The organism is Polynucleobacter sp. MWH-Braz-FAM2G (assembly GCF_018687635.1).
Taxonomy (GTDB): Bacteria; Pseudomonadota; Gammaproteobacteria; order Burkholderiales; family Burkholderiaceae; genus Polynucleobacter.
In genome coordinates this window covers 224,561-242,099 of sequence record NZ_CP061300.1, presented here as the reverse complement: position 1 = coordinate 242,099, position 17,539 = coordinate 224,561, and the positions used below count along the sequence as shown (strand labels likewise).

Genomic DNA, 17,539 nt, shown 5'->3' with positions numbered 1-17,539 from the left:
GGGCTAATAGCCTTATATAAATAAAAGTAGAGATGAGTAATTAAGGCTTAAAGAGCACTAAGGCCACAATAATCACAAGCAAAATGACGGGGAATTCATTAAACCAACGAAACCAAACCCCAGATCGCCCATTTACTCTGGCACGAAACTTCTTGAGCAGGCTGAAACATGCGTGGTGGTAGCCAACTATCAAAATCACAAAAAATAATTTGGCATGCATCCAAACATCACCAGCGCCAATGCCAAAATAAAGCCAGAGAGTCAATCCCAGCAAGACCGCTGGAATTGCCAAAATAGTCATAAACCTGAATAGACGATCAGCCATTCCAAGCAGACGATAATATGCTTCCTCATTCTTCTCTTCAGCCAGATTCACAAAAATTCTAGGCAGGTAAAACAAACCTGCAAACCAAGAAGTAATAAATACAATGTGAAAGGTTTTGACCCAGAGATAGGCGTTACTCATAGTAAATGTCTTTATTTAGGTTCGAATCTCGCCATGACCCATAACTACATATTTCAAAGAGGTCAAACCATCTAGACCAACAGGGCCACGTGCATGTAATTTGTCATTTGAAATACCAATCTCTGCGCCCAAGCCATATTCAAAACCATCAGCAAATCGGGTGCTTGCATTGACCATGACGCTAGCACTATCAACCTCACGTAAAAAACGAGCAGCATGTGCCTGATTATTGGTAATGATGGCGTCAGTATGTTTACTGCCATACTGCTCAATATGATTCATAGCCTCATCAATATTAGCTACTGTCTTAATCGAGAGGATTGGAGCTAAGTATTCGCTCTGCCAGTCTTCTTCGGTGGCATCCACTAAATTCTTGAAGCCATTCGACTCTAAAGTTTTACGAGTCATTTCATCAACCCGTAACTCCACGCCTTTGTCTTGATAAATCTTACATAGAGTGGGCAATACCTGCTGAGCGATCTCTTGGTTCACCAATAATGTTTCCATTGCATTACAGGGAGCATAGCGTTGTGTCTTGGCGTTATCGCAGACTTTCACAGCCATGGCAACATCTGCATCAGCATCAATATAAGTGTGGCAAATACCATCCAAATGCTTAATCATTGGAACCCGCGCCTCAGCCATCAAACGAGCAATTAAGCTCTTGCCACCTCTAGGAACAATCACATCAATGTATTGAGTCATGGTGATCATTTCACCTACAGCACTGCGATCAGTTGTGGAAACTACTTGCACCGCATCTTTGGGCAAACCAGCTGCAGCCAAGCCTTCTTGAATAATCTGAGCTAACAAGGTATTGGAATCTATTGCCTCAGAGCCACCACGCAAAATTACCGCATTGCCTGATTTCAGACACAGAGCAGCGGCATCAATCGTCACATTTGGACGAGACTCATAAATAATACCAATGACTCCTAATGGCACACGCATTTGACCAAGCTCAATTCCAGAAGCTTGTTTTTTTAATGGAGTAATGGTCCCAATGGGATCCTCTAATGAAACAATTTGCTCTAAACCAAGAGCCATTGTTTCAATAGTTTTGGGGGTCATGGTAAGGCGATCGATAAAAGCAGCATCTTGACCGTTAGCTTTAGCTCGTTCCACATCTACCTGATTGACCGCCTGAATCTCACCAGCCTGTTGACGAACAGCTGCAGCAATATGCATTAAGACTTGGTTCTTTTGTTCGTTTGAGGCTCGCGCCATTGCGCGCGAAGCGGCACGCGCTCGCTTACCAATGTCTTGCATCATTTCTTGAATGGATGAACTCATTTCTAACTCTCTAATTACTTTCTACTTCACTTGTTTGCTTAATTGCATTGCACTCTCATCAACGCAATAAATTTCCAACTAAACGTAAACCATCCCAAGGGTCTGCCGGCAAATCAGCTGCATACAGCCCTTTCACCTGACGATCTAACCCTGCGGCAACCTGCATTGCTTTGCGCAACTTTAGTGGCTGAATTCTTCTTAAGGCTGCTGGATACAAACGCTCTTTGTTCCCCCAAATACGGTTCGCACGCATTAAATTCTGCACAGACTCACCCGCATCGCTAGCCGCCTTTAATTTAGATAGTATCCGAAGCTCCTCGGTTACGCTCCACAAAATTAGCACCAAAGGTTCGCCTTCGCCCTTTAAGCCATCTAACATTCGATTTAAACGAGCTAAGTCACCAGCAAGCATTGCTTCGGTTAACTCAAAGACGTTGTAGCGAGCCACCTTTAGAATCGATGTACGAATCTGTTCCTCGGTTAATTTTCCAGGGGGGTACAACAAACCCAGCTTCAAAATTTCTTGGTGAGCGGCGATCAGATTTCCTTCGACCTGATCAGCAATAAACTCTAGAGCGCGCTGGCCCTCTGGACCTGACTCTACTTCCTGATTCTGTCGCTTTAGACGGCCAGCGATCCATTGAGGCAAATGGCTGCGGTCTAAAGAGTCGATCTGAATCGCCATACCCGCATCATCTAGAGCGCTAAACCATGCTGATGTCTTGGTTTTGCCATCCAACCGAGGCAACACCATACACACAACCGTATCTGGACCCTCCGGACTAACTGCTTGAGAGGTAATTTGTGAGGCAAACTGCTTTAATGCATCAGCCCCATCACGACCAGGCTTACCTGTCGGAATGCGCAACTCAACCCAGCGCTTATCTCCAAACAAAGACATAGTCTGCCCTGAATTTAGCAAAGCACTCCAATCAAATCCACGCTCCTGCAACAACACTTCCCGTTCAGTAAAGTTTTGCTTTTTGGCGGCAGCTCTTAATTGATCCATAGCCTCCATCATCAGGAGCGGTTCATCGCCAGAAAATATATAAAGCGGCGACAACACCCCGCCAGAACTTAATGACTTCAGGTGCACCAGCAAGGCATCTACTTTAACCATGCCTTTTCGCCTCTAGAATGACTTTGTTTGTGGCGCTCTTGCACCAGCAGCTACACGACGTAAGATTTGTATTGCCAAATCTTTGCGCATCAACGTGAGGAATTGCTGGATCTGAACATCGGTAGCCAAAACAGTAGAAACCGTAAAGTCCATATCCCTAGTCATATAAATTTCTGCTTCTGGCACTATTTCTGCGCCGGCTAGATCATATGCCCTAAAGCCAACACGGATGTTGAGACGATACGCAGATACTTGACCATTAGAGTTATAGGCCAATATCTCACGGCCATTAATATCATTGGTGATCTCCAAAATTAAATCTGCATCTTTTGGATTAATCGCCACTTTAGCGTCAGTGCCCGTCAAAATTGCGGTTTGCAAATCCGCTCTCATAGGAGGAGAAGGATTACCAGTGATAGCAATTACCTTGTAAGGCAAATCCACCATACCTTTTAAGCGAAAGCCGCAAGCCATCAAACCACCCAAAGGAGCAGTAACAATTAGGCTCATTATTGAACGTCTTAGGAAATTTACGCTCATCGCTTTATTTTCTATAAAAAGGTTAGGCAACAATATTTACCAAACGACCTGGTACCACAATCACCTTTTTAGGTGCATTGCCATTTAAGGCCTTTTGCGCCGGCTCGCTTTGTAGAGCAAAAGCTTCAATTTGTTCTTTGCTAGCTTCTGCTGGCACCCGAATATCACCGCGTAACTTGCCATTGATCTGCAACATGAGAGTAATTTCAGTTTGAATCAAAGCTGTTTCATCTACTGATGGCCATGGTGCATCTAGTAATGAGCCAAAGCTCTTTTCATAGGCAAGCTCTTTCCACAGGACATGGGTTAAATGCGGTACAACTGGATAGAGAATGCGCAACAAGATACTTAAGCACTCACGCAAAACCGGTGCACTAATAGTGGCATTCTGATCAAGCTTGATTGGCTCAAGAATATTCAACATTTTCATAGCCGCAGAAACTACTGTGTTGTACTGACGACGCTGATAATCAAAATTAGCTTGCTTCAAAATAGTGTGCACTTCACGACGCAATTCTTTTTCAGCATCATTTAAATCGTTAGGTAAAACATCCGATACGTCACGCAAGGTATTGGCTTGGCTACTTGAATACATCCACACACGGCGCAAGAAACGAGATGCGCCATCTACACCCGCGCCAGACCACTCCAATTGCTGCTCTGGAGGAGCGGCAAACATAACAAAAAGACGCGCGGTGTCTGCTCCGTACTGATCAATCAAAGCTTGTGGATCAACGCCATTGTTTTTACTTTTAGACATCTTCTCCACGCCACCAATAACAACCGGCGTGTTTGATGTATCACCAATTAGCTTGGCACCTTGCGGACGCCCTCTTTCATCAAGATCCAATTCCACTTCTAATGGATTAAGCCAAGTCTTCTTGCCAGATGAATCCTCAGAGTAGTAAGTCTCATTGAGCACCATCCCTTGGGTTAATAAGTTCTGGAAAGGCTCACCAAAAGTAATAAGGTTGAGGTCACGCATGACCTTGGTCCAGAAGCGCGCATATAGTAAATGCAAGATGGCATGTTCGATACCGCCAATGTACTGATCCATCGGCATCCAATATTCATTACGATCATCAACCATCGTTTTTGCATCAGGACCGGTGTAACGCATGAAATACCAAGAAGAGTCCACGAAAGTATCCATGGTGTCCGTCTCACGACGAGCCGGCTTACCGCACTTTGGACACTTCACATTCAAAAAGTCAGCGCGCTTATTTAATGGATTACCGCTACCATCTGGAACACAATCCTCTGGCAATACTACTGGCAAATCCGTCTCTGGAACTGGCACAGCACCACATCCTGGATTATTTTCATCGCCACAATGAATGATGGGAATTGGCGTTCCCCAATAGCGCTGGCGAGAAATGCCCCAATCGCGCAAACGATAAGTGGTTTTAATCTCTCCAACACCAAGCTTTTCTAATTCTTTTGCAACCGCACTCACCGCCTCTTCGTGCGATAAGCCATCAAACTGAGCGCTGTTAAAGCAAACTACACCTTCTTTTTGGGCATACCAATCTTCCCAGCGAGTTGCATTAAACATTGGGGATTCATCTTTGAGTGCAATCACCTGTTTAATGGGTAAGTCGTATTTGAGTGCAAACGCAAAGTCACGCTCATCATGAGCCGGCACACCCATTACGGCACCGTCCCCATAAGACATCAGCACATAATTACCAACCCAGACTGGAACAGGTTCATGCGTCAATGGATGGGTGACATACAAACCAGTAAACATCCCTTCTTTTTCTTGGGTGGCTAAATCAGCCTCGATTACGCTACCTGTTTTACATTTTTCAATAAATTGAGCTAAGGCAGGATTATTGACAGCTGCTTTAGTGGCAAGAGGATGCTCAGCCGCTACTGCACAGAAAGTAACTCCCATAATGGTGTCAGCACGTGTAGTGAAAACGTACAACAGACCATCTTGAATAAAGTTACCGTGATCGTCAGCGATCTCATGCTTAAAAGCAAAACGCACGCCACGACTTTTTCCGATCCAGTTTTGCTGCATTGTCTTAACGCGTTCAGGCCAACCCAATCCATCCAAACCAGAAAGCAATTGCTCAGCATAAGCGGTGATATTGAAGTAATAACCAGGTATTTCACGCTTCTCTACTAATGCACCAGAGCGCCATCCACGACCATCAATCACCTGCTCGTTTGCCAGAACTGTTTGATCTATCGGATCCCAATTTACTACTTGCGTTTTGCGGTAGGCAATACCTTTTTCCAGCATCTTCAAAAAGAGCCATTGATTCCAACGATAGTAATCAGGACTACAAGTGGCAACTTCACGCGACCAGTCAATTGCTAGACCCATCGCAGCCATTTGCTTCTTCATATAAGCAATGTTGTCGTAAGTCCATTTTGCTGGCGGAACTTTATTTTGAATCGCTGCATTTTCTGCAGGCATCCCAAAAGCATCCCAACCCATAGGCATCAGCACGTTATAACCTTGCATCCGCAGTTGCCGTGCCATCACGTCATTAATCGTGTAGTTGCGCACATGCCCCATGTGGAGCTTGCCAGATGGGTAAGGCAACATAGAGCAGGCATAGTACTTGGGCTTTTGTTTACCCTGCGAATCCACCGCATTTTCAGCCACTTGATAGACTTGCGCAGCTTCCCAATCAGCTTGCGCTGCCGCTTCAATACTGCGGTAGTCGTAATCCTTACTCATTCTTGAACAACTCTTTTCTTCTATTTTTTAATTGATAAGGTAATTATTTGCGTAAGCCTAGAACATCTTGCATATCAAATAAGCCAGCATTTTGATTTTGCAAGAAACGCGCTGCACGCAAAGATCCCTGCGCATAGGACTGACGGCTTGAGGATTTGTGACTGATTTCAATACGCTCACCATCACCAGCAAACAAAACGGTGTGATCACCTACGATATCGCCACCACGAATGGTTGCGAAACCAATTGAACCTTCTTTGCGTTCGCCCGTGTGCCCTTCGCGTGCATAGACCGCAACGTCATCCAGCTTCTCCCCCAAGGCATCCGCAATAACTTCACCCATCTTGAGCGCAGTTCCTGAAGGAGCGTCAACCTTGTGCTTATGATGCGCCTCAATAATTTCAATGTCGTAACCCTGATTGAGCATCTTGGCGGCAATTTCTAAAAGCTTAAAAGTGGCATTCACACCAACACTCATATTTGGCGCAAACACAATCGCCAATTTTGCGGAAGCATTTTTCAAACTATTAATTTGCTCGGAAGTTAGGCCAGTTGTGCCAATAATCATTTTGGTGCCGGTCTTTTCGGCGGCCGCCAAATGAGACATGGTTCCTTCGGGCCTAGTGAAGTCAATGAGAAATTGCGCATTAGATAACACTTGCGCAACATCAGAAGAAATCATGACGCCCGTTTTCTTACCTAAGAATGCGCCTGCATCTTCACCAAGTTGCGGACATGAGGCATGCTCCAAAGCGCCAACAAGTGTTGCATCTGTCGAATTGAGCACTGCCTCAATCAACATTTTTCCCATACGACCAGTAGCCCCTGCAATTGCGATCTTCATCATTTGTTTCTTCGTTTCTTATTCATTAAACATTGCTGAGGAAACTAAATTCAGCAACAACACAAAGTATTCAAAGTATTTTTACTTAGCTTCACTAGCTGGCACATCATTTAATGCGCCAGGACCCAAAGGCTGAGGCTGTGGTTGCGGATCCTTTTTGGAGAAACTAAAAAAGTCCCAGAAGGAGCCACTTGTTTCAGCGGCAGGAACAACCGCACCAGCAGGTAAGTTATCTGTTTTGCTTGGAACCAGCACTTCAGGTTGCTGTAATGGCGGCGTCACTGGCGGCTTGTTTGATCCAGTAATAACATCCCAAAAGGAGCGTTTCGTTTTTGCATAGCCGTCAATCTCAGCCACCAATTCCACTTCAGTCGGCAGTGCATCACCTTCAAACTTGACTACTTTGTCACCATTAAAAAATACGGTCACGTGACGCTCTTTACCAACAACTTGACCAGCACGCTTGAATTCAAAAATGTAATCCCAACGGTTGGCATGGAAGTAACTTGCTAGGAGTGGAGTACCTAAAATTTGACGAACCTGCTCGCGACTCATTCCTACTTGCAATTTGGCATATTGCTCGCTAGAAATAAAATTGCCCTGCACGATATCAGGAACATAGGGTCTGAAAATCTTATTCATCCAAGCGCGCTGAGTTTCGTCAACTGCGGAAGTACAACCAACAGTACCTAAAGCAATTGCGATGGATGCAGCCAGAACTCCTAAGCGCGGAAGAAGAGAAAAACCCTTGAAAACCGAGTTCAAAGGACAGGTAAAAAGTTCAAGGCAATTTTGCATGGCTGGCCGTATCATTAAGACATTGATTTTAGCTCCCAATGCCATAAATATGACCCAAAACCGTACCCCTGAAGATTTACGAGATATTGGCCTAAAAGCGACTGGGCCAAGAATGAAAATTTTGGATTTTTTCCATCAAAATGGGGGAACCCACTTTAGCGCTGAAGATGTCTTTATGGCGCTTGCAAAAGAAGATAAAGAAATCGGGTTGGCAACGGTTTATCGGGTCCTAACCCAGTTTGAGCGTGCCGGACTGCTCCTTCGGAGCCATTTTGAATCCAGCAAAGGTGACAGTAGAGCGATCTATGAACTGAATGAGGGTCAGCACCATGATCACTTGGTTTGCATTGATTGTGGCCATGTTGAGGAGTTTGTGGACGAGGCTATTGAAAAAAGGCAGCGGGATATCGCCAAAAACCTCGGTTTTAAGCTTCAAGAGCATGCTTTAGCAATGTACGGCCACTGCCAGAAGAAAAATTGCCGCAATAAGCAAACAAAATAGCCAATTTTTGATACCTCAGAAGCAAAAAAGACCTCAAATTGAGGTCTTTTTACATAAATAAAGCTTAAAAAAGAAGATTTAATCGATATTTGACGACTTTTATCTACTTTTAACGACTTTTGATTACTTTACAGCCATTAAAGCTTCTGCGGCATTGAGCATCTGCACTGAATAACCCCATTCGTTGTCATACCAAGCCAAAACCTTAACCAGCTTACCGTCTGCTGATACGCGAGTTTGAGACGCGTCATAAATACTTGGACGGGGATCATGATTAAAGTCGATTGAAACCAACGGTAAGGTATTAAAGCCCAAAATGCCTTTGAGCTCACCTTCACTAGCAGTCTTCAAAATCGCATTTACTTCATCCACACTAGTAGCTCGGCTAGCAGCAAAAGTTAAATCCACCACTGAAACATTTATTACAGGCACGCGCATTGCAAAGCCATCAAAACGACCTGCTAATGCCGGTAAAACTAGACCAACCGCTTTCGCTGCGCCAGTTTTTGTTGGGATCATGCTGGTAACAGCAGAGCGAGCGCGGCGCATATCCTTGTGATACACATCCGTTAATACTTGATCGTTTGTAAAGGCATGAATCGTTGTCATCAATCCCGACTCGATGCCAATCTTTTCTAACAATGGCTTTACCAATGGAGCTAAACAGTTTGTTGTGCAGCTTGCATTAGATACCACCACGTCACTTGGCTTCAATACATTTTGATTTACGCCGTATACGATTGTGGCATCCACATCTTTTTCACCTGGAGCAGAAATTAATACTTTCTTTGCGCCCTGCTCAATGTGAATCATGGCTTTTTCTTTTGAAGTGAACTTACCAGTACATTCCAAAACCAAATCAACACCCAACTCGCCCCATGGAGTTTCAGCGGGATTGCGTGTACAGAACATTTTGATGCGATCGCCATTCACAACCATGCAATCGCCATCTACTGAAACTTCAGCAGGGAAGCGGCCATGTGCAGAATCGTATTGAGTTAAATGAGCATTAATAGCAATATCGCCCATGGCGTTAATAGCAACGATCTTAATATCGCGGCGTGGTTTGCCATTGACTTGATCTTCATATAAGGCACGTAAGACCATGCGTCCAATACGTCCATAACCATTAATTGCAACACGAATTGTCATTGATTTCCCCTTGCTAATATTGAATTTGTTTCGTACTTCGATTATTGAATTGCGATGCATTGCTTCACAGTCTTGGCAATCTGATCGACTGTTAATCCAAAATATTCATACAACTGTGAAGCTGGAGCTGACTCACCAAAAGTATCGACACCATGCACAGCTGCACAACCATACTTCCACCAAAAATCGCTCACGCCGGCCTCAACAGCAATACGTGGAATGTTAGCTGGTAAAACTTTTGCTTTATACGCAGCATCTTGTTGATCAAAGACTGTAGTGGAAGGCATTGAAACTACACGAATACCGAGACCATCTTTTTCTAATTTTTCTGCCGTTTGTAATGCCAAAGCAATTTCAGAACCAGTCGCAATAATGACTGCATCAATATTGCCCGATGGATCTCGTAGCACGTAAGCTCCACGTGCAATATCTTTAATTTGCGCGGATGTACGAGATACAAATGGGCAATTCTGACGACTAAAGATCAAAGCAGATGGGCCATTTTTACGTTCAATCGCTGCACCCCAAGCCACAGCGCTCTCTGTGGTATCACATGGACGCCAAACCATGAGGTTAGGAATCAGTCTCAAACTAGCGACATGTTCTACAGACTGATGAGTTGGACCATCCTCACCCAAGCCAATAGAGTCATGAGTAAATACAAATATGCTGCGTAATTTCATTAACGCAGCCATACGTAATGCATTGCGACTGTAGTCAGAGAAAGTTAAGAAAGTGCCGCCAAAAGGTATGTAACCACCATGCAAGGCAATACCATTCATGATGGCGCTCATACCAAATTCACGCACACCATAGTTAATGTGGTTACCCCATTGATCAGCGCGAACAGCTTTACACGCTGACCAGTTAGTGAGATTAGAACCTGTTAAATCAGCGGAGCCACCCATAAATTCTGGTAAAGCAGGAGCCAATGCTTCAATTGCATTTTGACTTGCTTTACGAGTAGCAATCGTTTCCGCTTTCGATTGGCAAGTTTTTAAATACGCATTTAATGTTGAGGAAAAATCTTTTGATAACTCACCTTCCATGCGACGCTGTAATTCAGAAGCTAGCTCTGGATATTTATTTTTATATTTTTGAAACTCTTTATTCCACTCATGCTCAGCAGCTTGACCGCGTTTTTTAAAATCCCAAGCAGCATAAATATCCTTTGGCACTTCGAAAGGAGCATAAGGCCAATTTAAAGCAACACGAGTGGCGGCAATCTCTGTTGCGCCTAGCGGGGAACCATGCACTTTGTCGCTGCCAGCCATATTTGGCGAGCCTTGACCAATCGCAGTCTTACAACAAATCAAAGTAGGTTTATCGCTCTTTTTAGCTTTTGTGATTGCAGCCGATACAGCTTCTGCATCATGGCCATCAACATCACGAATCACATTCCACCCATAAGCCTCAAAACGCTTTGGAGTATCTTCGTTAAACCAAGAAACTACTTTGCCATCAATCGAGATGCCATTGTCATCCCATAATGCAATCAATTTATTCAGCTTTAATGTGCCCGCTAATGAGCACACTTCATGACTGATACCCTCCATCAAACAACCATCACCTAAAAATACATAGGTGTAGTGATCGATGATGTTATGTCCTGGGCGATTAAATTCTTCGGCGAGTAATTTTTCAGCTAATGCCATTCCTACTGCATTCGATATCCCTTGACCCAATGGTCCAGTCGTTGTCTCTACTCCAGGAGTGATTCCATATTCAGGATGTCCTGGTGTCTTGCTATGCAATTGGCGGAAATTCTTTAACTCTTCAATCGGCAAGTCATAGCCTGAGAGATGTAAAAGTGAATACAGCAACATTGAGCCGTGACCATTAGACAAAACAAAACGATCTCGATCAATCCAATGTGGATCCGTTGGATTGTGTTTTAAATGCTCATTCCAAAGTCCAACTGCAATATCTGCCATACCCATTGGCATGCCAGGATGGCCTGAATTTGCTTGCTGTACCGCATCCATGGATAAAGCGCGAATGGCATTAGCCATGCGAATTTGAAGGTTTGACATCGTAAATTTGGTCTCGAGAAAAATAAATTGGCTATATTTCAGTAATGCCTCAATTTTATCTTCCCGGACCATGGGAATCCGAAAAGCCAAACATGCTCACCCCTGAGCTTGCTCATCATTTACGCGTACGCCGCATCCAAACTGGTGAATTCTTTCCGATATTTGATGGAAAAGGCCAGGTTGCCACCGGAGAACTCCTATCCTTAAGCGGAAAAACTGGTCAAGTTCGACTTACAGATATCCGCCTAGACACCCATAGAGAGACCCCATATGCCATTACTCTGGCTCAGGGCCTAGCAGGCGGTGACAAAATGGACTGGATTGTTGAAAAGGCTATTGAAACTGGCGCGCAAAATATTGCCCCCATCCAATGTGAGCGTTCAATTTTAAAATTAACGCGCTCTAGCGACTTAGAGCGTGCCCAGAAACGACTTGGGCATTGGAAAGGCATCATTCAAGCTGCCTGTGAGCAATGCGATAGGACCGTCTTTGCAAACCTAGAGCCCATTCAGACATTTGAAGCTTATTTAAAAGAAAGTCCCAAACCCGCGCTGAAGTTATTACTCAGTCCGGATGCTTCAAAAAGCTTGTACTCAGTATTACTTGAAAATGATCCGCAAGATATTGTCTTAATGATTGGGCCAGAAGGCGGGCACTCTCCAGAGGAAGAAGCCCAAGCAGAGGCCGCGGGATATCAACTGGTCTCACTTGGTGAACGCATATTGAGAACTGAAACGGCGGGGGTGGTGGCGATTACAGCAGTCCATAGCGTATGGAACCCTGAAATGCAAAATCGCCTCAAATAGAGGCGATTTGTGCAGTTTTTAACTCTTTAGAAGTTAAGCAAAAGAATAGAAAACCCGATATGGGGTTCGGCGTTCAGCCCAGAAATCTACGGCATCACGGAAAACATCTAAAAGAGTTTCGCGAGCTTCTTTGTCAAACTTCTGAGTACAAGGCAAGCCTTCAAGCACCACGACAAAACCAGGCTGTGGGCCTGACTTGTCAACCGTAGTGGTTAACGCATCCAATAAAGGGTCATAGTTCTTCGCCTGCTGCTTCGTAAATGAATACGCAATCGCAATAGACTCCAAAACCTCACCCTTAGTCACGGCGTTAGCGCAATTGGCATAAATGAAGTGTTGACCGAGTTCCGTTGCAGCCTCCTGAAGATCGGGAGTGCGGAATGCACGGATAGATTGCACGATATTTGGGCGCACACTGCGCAACATTGCCGGCGGTCCGGCATCGCGAACGGCCAAAGCGGCACGCCAAGAAGCTGTCACTTTTTTCCCCGAAACTTGATTTGCTGCATAGGTTTGTAAACGAGATAAGCCACCTTCAGCATAAATGTTGGCAGCTGATGATTCGGATTCGAGTCGATCATTACTATCCCAACTTTCAGCGCGGCTTTGTTCTTCGAAACTGGCTGTATTGCTGTTTTCAGAGCGATTATTCATGATGGGTGCTAGGTTACCCTTAACACGCCATCAAATCAAGCCCAATTACAGTGCATTTTACCTAACACACTGATTTATAAAGAAATAATTTATGTAAGTTATTACTAACTTACATAAATTACCAACACTTAAGAAATACCTCTAGCGTTGCTCGCAGCCTCAACTACCGCCAAAGTTGTCACATTCACAATACGACGAACTGTAGCTGCAGGAGTCAGAATATGAATAGGCTTAGCCACACCTAACAACAATGGACCAATTGCAATGCCATTGCCAGCTGCAGTTTTTAACAAGTTATAAGAAATATTTGCAGCATCAATATTTGGCAAAACTAACAAGTTTGCATCGCCTTTTAATGGAGACGAAGTAACTGCGCCTGCACGAATAGTTTCATCCAATGCGCTATCGCCATGCATTTCACCATCAATCTCTAAAGTTGGATCTGCCTTCTGAATGATCGCTAATACTTCACGCATTTTTACTGCAGAAGGAGCATTACTGGATCCAAAGTTAGAGTGGGAAAGTAAGGCAACTTTTGGAACCAAGCCCAGCTTACGCATTTCACTAGCAGCCATCAAAGTGAGTTCAGCCAACTCACACGCACTAGGATCAATGTTGATATGTGTATCTACCAAGAATACTTGACGACCAGGCAGAATCAAACCAGACATTGCGCCGTATACATTTGCACCAGCCTCGTGACCAACTACCTCATCAACATACTTTAGATGGGTTGCAGAGTTACCAACTGTGCCACAAACCATACCATCAGCCATACCTTTGCTGATCATGATTGAACCAATCAAACTATTTCGACGACGCATCTCCAGTTTGGCAAATGACTCTGTCACACCCTTGCGTTCGGTAAGGGCAAGATAGGTTTGCCAGAAATCACGATAGCGGGCGTCATTCTCTGGATTCACAATCTCAAAGTCATCTCCCGCTTTCATGCGCAAGCCGAACTTCTCAATGCGATGCTCAATAACTGCTGGACGGCCAATCAAAATTGGTGTGGCAAGGTGTTCATCAATAATGATCTGTACGGCACGCAATACACGTTCATCTTCACCTTCGGCAAACACAATCCGTTTTTGATTTGCTGGTACTCGCTTAGCAATACTAAACAGTGGCTTCATCAAAGTACCAGAGTGGTACACAAATTGTTGCAACTGATTGCGATAGGCATCGAAATCTTTAATCGGACGAAGAGCTACACCATCATCCATCGCCGCTTTGGCGACGGCGGGAGCAATAACTGTAATCAGACGTGGATCAAATGGTTTTGGAATTAAGTATTCGGGACCAAATGACAGACTCTCAATGCCATAAACAGAAGCAACCACTTCGCTCTGCTCAGCTTGAGCTAACTCAGCTACAGCCTTGACTGCCGCAACTTCCATGCCACGTGTAATCGTTGTTGCACCCACATCCAATGCACCGCGGAATATGAATGGGAAACACAATACGTTGTTAACTTGATTGGGGTAATCGGTACGACCAGTTGCCATCACAGCATCTGGACGAACTTCTTTCACTTCTTCCGGAAGAATCTCTGGGGTTGGATTTGCTAAGGCATAAACCAATGGCTTTGGAGCCATCTTCTTAACCATGTCCTGCTTTAATACGCCACCGGCAGAAAGACCCAAGAAAATGTCAGCACCTTCAATTGCTTGATCCAAGGTGCGCAAATCTGTTTCTTGGCAGAATGGCTCTTTCTCGGGATCCATCAATTCTTTACGGCCTTTGTAAGCAATGCCAGCTAAGTCGGTTACCCAAATATTTTTGCGTTGGATACCTAGGTCAACTAAAAGATCTAAACAAGCCAAAGCAGCCGCGCCAGCACCCGATGTAACTAGCTTTACATCTTCTACTTTTTTACCAACCACCTTCAAGCCGTTGAGGATGGCGGCTGCAACCACAATTGCTGTACCGTGTTGGTCGTCATGAAAGACTGGAATTTTCATGCGAGCTTGCAACTTGCGCTCGACAACAAAGCAATCTGGTGCTTTGATATCCTCTAAATTAATGCCACCAAATGTCGGTTCTAATGCGGCAATAATTTCAACTAACTTTTCGGGATCGTTTTCATTTACTTCAATATCAAAAACATCAATCCCAGCAAATTTTTTGAAGAGAACTGCTTTACCTTCCATTACAGGCTTACTTGCCAGCGGTCCGATATTTCCCAAACCTAATACGGCAGTTCCGTTTGTAATAACTCCAACTAAATTTCCACGCGCGGTGTACTTAAAAGAGTTCGCAGGATCCTTAGCAATCTCCTCACAGGGCGCGGCAACGCCAGGAGTATATGCAAGCGCCAGATCGCGTTGATTTGTAAGCTGCTTCGTTGGCGCAATTTCAATTTTTCCTGGCGTAGGAAACTCGTGATACTGAAGGGCTGCCTCTCTTAAAGCTGCAATTTGTTGTTCTTTATTATTTTCTTTGCTCATTCACTAACTCGCTAATTTTTGTCTTATCTTCGTTTTATCTAAGACCGTTAAGGGTTCAATTCTATTCCTCTCGGACAATAGACACACAACAGCCATAAAATAAGTCATGTCTTCTCATTCCAGACCCCTAGGGGAATTTGACCTCATTGAACGTTTTTTTAAAGCGAGTTCAGATTCCCCACGCAAAAATTTAGATCAAGCCATCGGTCTGGGTATTGGGGATGACTGTGCTCTCATCAATCCTCCCGCTGATCAAGAAATCGCCATTACCAGCGACATGCTGGTTGAAGGGAGGCATTTTTTTGAGGGCGCTGATCCTGCATTGTTGGCCCGCAAAGCCCTAGCGGTCAACCTTTCAGATCTAGCGGCCATGGGGGCAAAACCGTTGGCATTTACATTGGCAATTTCCTTACCGACAGTAGATGAAACATGGCTGGAGGGCTTTTCTAAGGGGCTTTTTGCAATTGCCAAGGAGTATTCCTGCCCTTTGATAGGGGGTGACACCACAGCCGGACCCCTCACAATCTCAATCACAGCCTTAGGAAGCATCCCAAAAGGGAAAGCCATACGCAGATCAGGGGCAAATCCTCATGAGGATATTTGGGTATCTGGAACCTTAGGTGATGCAAGACTCACTCTTGCTGCACTGCGTCATGAAATTAATCTCGACGCAAATGATCTCAAACAGATTCAACACCGCATGCACCAACCCACACCAAGAGTAGAACTAGGAATTCTTTTGCGAGATGTGGCAAGTGCAGCCCTAGATGTATCTGACGGCTTACTCGGGGATCTAAGTCACATCTTGCATCAATCGCAAGTCGATGCTGAAATTCATTTAGATTGCATTCCAAAATCCGCCACTTTAAGAAAACAAGACCCATTTATTCAAAATCAATTTGCGGCATGCGGAGGAGATGATTATGAAATTTGTTTTACTGCACCGACCAATCAACGCGAGAGAATTCAAGAAATTAGTAACTCTCTCCAATTGCCAATAACCTTAATTGGTAAGTCGCTACCAAAAAAAGCTGATCGAGAAAAAATATATCTAATAGATGCATCCGGCAATCCACTGAACGATGCTGAAGCAAAACCTTTTTTAAAATCATTTGATCACTTTGCATCATGACAGACACTCGTTACCCCGACGCAGTGAAACCTAATTTCAAATGGGTTTTTCAAACCGCTGGTCGCACCGTTGCTTTTGGTTTTGGCAGTGGCTTAAGCCCTATAGCACCAGGCACAGCTGGCTCTCTTTGGGCTTGGGGTACATTTTTAATAGGCGAGTACTTTTTTACTACAGAAGATTTTCTGTGGATTATTGGCGGAGGCTTTCTACTCGGCTGCTGGATTTGCGGATCTGTCAGTGAAGAGTTAGGAAAGAAAGACTTTGGTGGAATCGTTTGGGATGAAATCGTTGCATTTTGGTTAGTACTCATCTTCATCATGCCAACAAATATATGGATGCAAGCACTAGCATTTGCATTGTTTCGTTTTTTTGATGCGATCAAGCCCGGCCCAATCGGTATGATCGATCGTCACTTTAAAAATACTGTAAGTGATAGCTCTCATCGTTCCACCTACTTGGAAATAATTTGGCGTGGGTTTGGCATTGTGGTCGACGATCTTGCTGCTGCTTTTTTCACACTACTTGTAATGGCACTTTTACAGTTCTTTATGAAATGATGAACGCAAGCGCACTCACCAAAACCTTATCTCAGATATTGCTCTCAAAGAACTGGACAATTGCCCTTGCTGAATCTTGTACAGGCGGGCTTGTCTGCGCAACGCTTACTGAGCTGGCAGGCTCAAGCGAGTGGTTTGAACGTGGTTATATTACTTATAGCAACGAAGCTAAAGCAGAATGTCTTGATGTCCCATTCCAGTTGATTGAAAGCCACGGTGCTGTTAGCGAAGAGGTGGCCAAAGCCATGGCTGTTGGCGCTCGGATTAACTCTGGAAGTAATGTATCCATCTCCATCACTGGCATCGCTGGTCCAACAGGTGGTTCAGCAGAGAAGCCTGTTGGAACAATTTGTTTTGGCTGGTCTACGGAAAATCAGACTGTAACTAAAACCATGCTTTTTGATGGTGATCGCCAAGGAATAAGGCAACAAGCAACCGAATTTGCGCTGACTGAGCTAATTGCATTACTCAGAAGTTAAAGCCCCATTACCTCTTTT

At 44.4% G+C, this 17,539-nt stretch carries 16 protein-coding genes; 5 read left to right on the top strand and 11 right to left on the bottom strand.

Translation table 11 applies throughout. From position 1 onward, the window contains the following. Positions 1-40: 40 nt before the first annotated feature. From FD973_RS01275 to FD973_RS01245, 7 genes are all read right to left on the bottom strand, one after another. Complete coding sequence (locus FD973_RS01275) at positions 41-466, bottom strand: CopD family protein (RefSeq protein ID WP_215323852.1); 426 nt, start codon at positions 464-466, stop codon at positions 41-43. 15 nt (positions 467-481) lie between these two features. Further along, positions 482-1,759, bottom strand: coding sequence for a glutamate-5-semialdehyde dehydrogenase (locus FD973_RS01270; protein ID WP_215323851.1), 1,278 nt, complete (start codon positions 1,757-1,759; stop codon positions 482-484). A gap of 58 nt (positions 1,760-1,817) precedes the next feature. Continuing rightward, entirely contained in the window at positions 1,818-2,879 is a 1,062-nt protein-coding gene (gene holA, locus FD973_RS01265) for a DNA polymerase III subunit delta (RefSeq protein ID WP_215323850.1), read from the bottom strand. A 12-nt stretch (positions 2,880-2,891) separates the two neighbouring features. Further along, positions 2,892-3,389, bottom strand: a complete 498-nt coding sequence (lptE, locus tag FD973_RS01260; RefSeq protein ID WP_251368797.1) for an LPS assembly lipoprotein LptE — start codon at positions 3,387-3,389, stop codon at positions 2,892-2,894. A 52-nt stretch (positions 3,390-3,441) separates the two neighbouring features. Continuing rightward, entirely contained in the window at positions 3,442-6,114 is a 2,673-nt protein-coding gene (gene leuS, locus FD973_RS01255; RefSeq protein ID WP_215323848.1) for a leucine--tRNA ligase, read from the bottom strand. Positions 6,115-6,157: 43 nt separating this feature from the next. Next, positions 6,158-6,958, bottom strand: a complete 801-nt coding sequence (gene dapB, locus FD973_RS01250; protein WP_215324658.1) for a 4-hydroxy-tetrahydrodipicolinate reductase — start codon at positions 6,956-6,958, stop codon at positions 6,158-6,160. Positions 6,959-7,039: 81 nt separating this feature from the next. Beyond that, the gene (locus FD973_RS01245) at positions 7,040-7,756 is read right to left on the bottom strand and encodes an outer membrane protein assembly factor BamE (RefSeq protein WP_215323847.1); all 717 of its coding nucleotides are present in this window, start codon (positions 7,754-7,756) and stop codon (positions 7,040-7,042) included. Between the two features lie 49 nt (positions 7,757-7,805). Here FD973_RS01245 and fur point away from each other — a divergent pair, with 49 nt between their 5' ends. Then, positions 7,806-8,258 (top strand): ferric iron uptake transcriptional regulator, encoded by a 453-nt coding sequence (fur, locus tag FD973_RS01240; protein ID WP_215324657.1) that lies wholly within the window; start codon positions 7,806-7,808, stop codon positions 8,256-8,258. Between the two features lie 123 nt (positions 8,259-8,381). On the opposite strand, the gene gap is transcribed toward fur, so the two are convergent. Together gap and tkt are read right to left on the bottom strand one after the other, a co-directional pair. Further along, on the bottom strand, positions 8,382-9,410 hold the full coding sequence (gene gap / locus FD973_RS01235; protein ID WP_215323846.1) for a type I glyceraldehyde-3-phosphate dehydrogenase: 1,029 nt from the start codon (positions 9,408-9,410) through the stop codon (positions 8,382-8,384). 41 nt (positions 9,411-9,451) lie between these two features. Next, positions 9,452-11,443 carry a transketolase gene (gene tkt, locus FD973_RS01230; RefSeq protein ID WP_215323845.1) on the bottom strand — a complete coding sequence of 664 codons (1,992 nt, stop codon included), beginning with the start codon at positions 11,441-11,443 and terminating at the stop codon, positions 9,452-9,454. A 44-nt stretch (positions 11,444-11,487) separates the two neighbouring features. Between tkt and FD973_RS01225 the strand changes: the two genes are divergently transcribed. Further along, positions 11,488-12,249: a 16S rRNA (uracil(1498)-N(3))-methyltransferase gene (locus tag FD973_RS01225; RefSeq protein WP_215323844.1), complete on the top strand. Its 762-nt coding sequence runs from the start codon at positions 11,488-11,490 to the stop codon at positions 12,247-12,249. A gap of 33 nt (positions 12,250-12,282) precedes the next feature. Here the strand turns inward: FD973_RS01225 and FD973_RS01220 are convergent, their stop codons facing one another. Then, entirely contained in the window at positions 12,283-12,903 is a 621-nt protein-coding gene (locus FD973_RS01220; protein ID WP_215323843.1) for a barstar family protein, read from the bottom strand. Between the two features lie 128 nt (positions 12,904-13,031). Then, positions 13,032-15,353 carry an NADP-dependent malic enzyme gene (locus FD973_RS01215; RefSeq protein ID WP_215323842.1) on the bottom strand — a complete coding sequence of 774 codons (2,322 nt, stop codon included), beginning with the start codon at positions 15,351-15,353 and terminating at the stop codon, positions 13,032-13,034. Between the two features lie 106 nt (positions 15,354-15,459). Between FD973_RS01215 and thiL the strand changes: the two genes are divergently transcribed. The 3 genes from thiL to FD973_RS01200 are packed head-to-tail and all read left to right on the top strand — an operon-like array spanning position 15,460 to position 17,521. After that, on the top strand, positions 15,460-16,485 hold the full coding sequence (gene thiL, locus FD973_RS01210) for a thiamine-phosphate kinase (RefSeq protein WP_215323841.1): 1,026 nt from the start codon (positions 15,460-15,462) through the stop codon (positions 16,483-16,485). Further along, positions 16,482-17,042, top strand: a complete 561-nt coding sequence (locus FD973_RS01205; protein WP_215323840.1) for a phosphatidylglycerophosphatase A — start codon at positions 16,482-16,484, stop codon at positions 17,040-17,042. The genes thiL and FD973_RS01205 overlap by 4 nt, the downstream gene beginning before the upstream one ends. After that, a complete protein-coding gene (locus FD973_RS01200) occupies positions 17,042-17,521 on the top strand; it encodes a CinA family protein (protein WP_215324656.1) in 480 nt (159 codons plus the stop codon). Before FD973_RS01205 ends, FD973_RS01200 begins: the two co-directional genes overlap by 1 nt. The last annotated feature ends 18 nt before the right edge of the window (positions 17,522-17,539 follow it).